At 56.5% G+C, this 3,426-nt stretch carries 2 protein-coding genes and 2 pseudogenes; 1 reads left to right on the forward strand and 3 read right to left on the reverse strand.

From position 1 onward, the window contains the following. The first annotated feature begins 437 nt into the window (after positions 1-437). On the forward strand, positions 438-710 hold the full coding sequence (locus H3V53_RS42490; RefSeq protein WP_336602941.1) for a hypothetical protein: 273 nt from the start codon (positions 438-440) through the stop codon (positions 708-710). 341 nt (positions 711-1,051) lie between these two features. On the opposite strand, the pseudogene H3V53_RS42495 reads toward H3V53_RS42490, so the two are convergent. From H3V53_RS42495 to H3V53_RS42505, 3 genes and pseudogenes are all read right to left on the reverse strand, one after another. Continuing rightward, a pseudogene (locus H3V53_RS42495) lies at positions 1,052-2,508 on the reverse strand (UvrD-helicase domain-containing protein). A 27-nt stretch (positions 2,509-2,535) separates the two neighbouring features. Further along, positions 2,536-3,213, reverse strand: a complete 678-nt coding sequence (locus H3V53_RS42500; protein ID WP_336602942.1) for a hypothetical protein — start codon at positions 3,211-3,213, stop codon at positions 2,536-2,538. Positions 3,214-3,278: 65 nt separating this feature from the next. Further along, positions 3,279-3,426: pseudogene (locus tag H3V53_RS42505) on the reverse strand (IS256 family transposase); the annotation flags it as partial.

Consider the following 3,426-nt stretch of genomic DNA (forward strand, 5'->3'; position numbering starts at 1 on the left):
CTGCGTGAGTTGAAACCCCGAGATAGAGATTTCTAACCCCGCAAAAGCGGACATCTGAACTTGGCTGGACAGCGGACATTTGAATCTGGCTTTGACACGCATTGTAGTGGCTAAGTTGTAATGTCCGCTTTTAGCCAAGTTCAGATGTCCGCTTTTCGGACCATCGTAAGCTGACCGGCCGCCGGCTAACCGGCACCGGGAGCTTCGATGGCTGCGACAGAAAGTGCATTTACAGAAATCGTTATGGAAACGTTACAGAAACCGCCTGGAAATACCGTCTACGGTGTTTCCAAGCGGTTCCCGTTAAGAAAAAGACACGCCGATGGACGTGTCGCGTTTCTGAGCGATTTGCGTAAATTGCCAGTGCGTTCGCAGCCGCGAAACGCTCCCACGCAATCCGTACCGGATATTCCACGCAATCAGTGCTGGAAATGGGCATGTCGATTTTCAACCGGGATCACGTGGTTTCGGACGTGCCCAGCGTATACATTTCTCCATTGATTGCGTGGATCATCCAGATCCACGCAATCCGTGCTGAAAACCGCCGGATGGAACTTGGCATTTTTTTCGTTCAGCAGAGGTGCAAGCCACTTTTTTGCATCGCCAAACCAGAAATTGACCTATTTTTAAGCGGACAGTTGTTGAGGCAACCGGACCATTGGCGTGCATATGTGGATGAATTTCTCCTGCTTGCGCCTGTTCAGCATTGAATTCACGTCGGTTTCTGGCATCAATGGCAGCACGGCAAGATCAGCTGCGACTGGGTAGGGAACATGGACGCTATCGGCACGCCGACATTGCCCCATAGCCAACCCCATTCCATCGACCCTCCAATGTTGTATCAGCTAATTTGCAGTTCTTTTCCACGCGACGTTTTACGGGCGAGTACCAACTTCAATCCCTCGTCTGGAACCCGTTCGACGAACGTGACATTGATTTCCATTTTATCGTGCGCGCGGCAGTGTCAAGCGGTCGCGGGGATAGCGCCAAGGCACCTCCCCTGATCCTGCAGAAATGTAGGCCCTGGTTCGCGACCACTGCGTGTCTCTTTTCAAGCAAATAACTTCAAAAGCGGCTCACGAAGGTCTGACACATCTAAAAGATGCTGCGCTCTCGTCAAGGCGACGTAGAGCAGCCGCAGTTCGTCGTCGTCCAGCGTCAGGCGGCCGTCGATGTATTTGAACAGGAAATCATTGACAACCTTGACCCGCTTCCACTCGAGGCCTTTCGCCCTGTGCACCGTCGAGATGACGTAATCAGCGCTCGCCTCGGGCGTGATCCTTAACGCGAGCGAGCGCAGATAGTCCGTTCCAAGCTCGTCGACGATTCGAACTATCGGAAGCAAATCGACACCGGCCGCGCTGCGAGCGAAAGACTGAACGTCATTCCATGTCTCGAACAGCGACAATGCAGCTGGTCGGAAAGCACGACGTCCCGCCAGCAACATATCGGCACCATCGGCATAAGCGACAATCTCAGCTGCGCTCATGCGGATTGCCGGCTTTAGGCCCGCCTCCACGCCGGCGGCAAGGTGCCATATGGCGGAGACATTTTTTCGGCAAAGGATCGCGTCAACAGGTGGCGCGACCGACGGGTCTTCGACCATAAGAGATCCGATTGTGCCTTGCCCGCGAACCGGCGTCTGCTCGCCAAGCAACGCGAGTAGTCGGCTCGCTAGCACGGCGAACGTCTGACCGAAACGAAACGATTCGGTCAGCGAATGTTCGCCTGCCTCGATCTTCGCCATTGCGTTGACGGCACCGCGCCATTCGTAGATCTGTTGATATGGATCGCCCACGTACACAATCTGTGCGTGTGTCTGCTCGTTGAGAAGCCGCAAGATCGCACCGTCACTATCCTGGGCTTCGTCCAGCAAAATGAAGTCCGATTCAATGCGCGGACTAGACTGAGCCCAGACCTTGAGGTAGACGTCTGGAAGAATCGCGCCGCGCCGCGAGGGTCCTTGCTTTCGCTCCACAGTCGGTCCACGTACGGGAGGAGTCCGCTCTGCAGCCATTCGGCCGCCCTCTCGTCGATCCTCTCGTCGACAGGAATGTGAAGCGAGAGCGGCACATCGTCCGCAGAGCGACAAAACCGGCCGAGGCCATCAAGAATCATCCGGCCCAACTCAAAGGGCGTGACTTCGACCACCTTTCCGGTAATGAGGGGAACTTCGACGGGCCCAAGTCCATAGCGAGCCGCAAGCTCGTGGGGCTGCTCCGCGGGTCGGTTCACGCGCGCGGTAAGGAAGCTCGAAACCGATCGGTATGCCATTGAGTGAATCGTTCCGGCAACAACGGTCGCGGGGAATCGGCGCCTGGCGTGTTCCGCGATCTCACGGTTAAACGCGAGGTATATGCCACGTTGATGTGAAAGACGGTCCGCCACGCGCCTCAGCGTCGACGTCTTCCCCGCTCCGGCATATGCCTTGATTTTCATGCTCTCACGGCCAACGACGGCATCGAGGATCGCCAGCTGCTCATCGGTCGGTATCATCAAGCGGGACATTGGCGAAATCTAGAAGCTGTGCGCTTACTAGTGCAAACGGATCACGCGGTTCTGCTCCAACCATTGCAGGCGTCGATCCACTTCAAGGTTCGGCGCCACTTCAACGATCTTGTCGAGTACTGCCGCGAGTTCCATCGACTGGCCTGATGCCCCGGGACCTGACACGAGCCACAAGAAATCCAGACACGTTTTGGGATTCGCGCTGACAACCCCGGCGTCGTCAAGTAGCGTCACCCCATACCAACCGCCGTCGATTGGCGTAAGAAAATGACGCAATACTGAAAATGCTTCGTCGAACGCTGCTCCCGTTGTTGCACAAAGCGCAGCGAGCTCACGTGACACCGCCGCCCGCTTGAACCGCGCTTCATACGGCCAGACGGCCTCGAACATAGGTCCTGCAAAATGCCGCCATGCTTGCGCAGGCGAGTTACCGATCTGCTGGATGTACTGCTTAAAGCACTGCGCGGCCCCTATGAGCACGCTCTGTGGCACTTTCGTTAATAGCCGCCTCACCTCAACGAGCGAAAGCGGCGCCTTTCCGGTACTCGGACTGATTCTCCAGCTCAACAATGGATGAAGAAACTTCGAGGCGGCGAACGCCGCACCGTGTTCGGTCCTGGCACCTGTCTCACAGACTGCCTGGAAGAGCGCTCCCTTGAACGCCCGTGTCGCGGCGAAACTCAGTTGCGAACTGGCAATCAGCACCGTGCGAAGCCTGATACCGAGCTAACGTCAAGAGTGGTGTACGGGCAACGTTAAGGCAGGGGCTATCAGGCGGCGAGTTTCTGCTGAACCGGTCGATCGTCTTGCACCGGTTCACCGTCCTTGAAGGCAATGCCCTCCAGCAACAGCTTGATCTGTTCAGGGCCGTTGATACGGCGCCAGGTTTTCTCGGCTTCCTCGATCAGCTTGAATGCC

The sequence above is a fragment of the Paraburkholderia bengalensis genome, assembly GCF_037126505.1.
GTDB lineage: Bacteria > Pseudomonadota > Gammaproteobacteria > Burkholderiales > Burkholderiaceae > Paraburkholderia > Paraburkholderia bengalensis.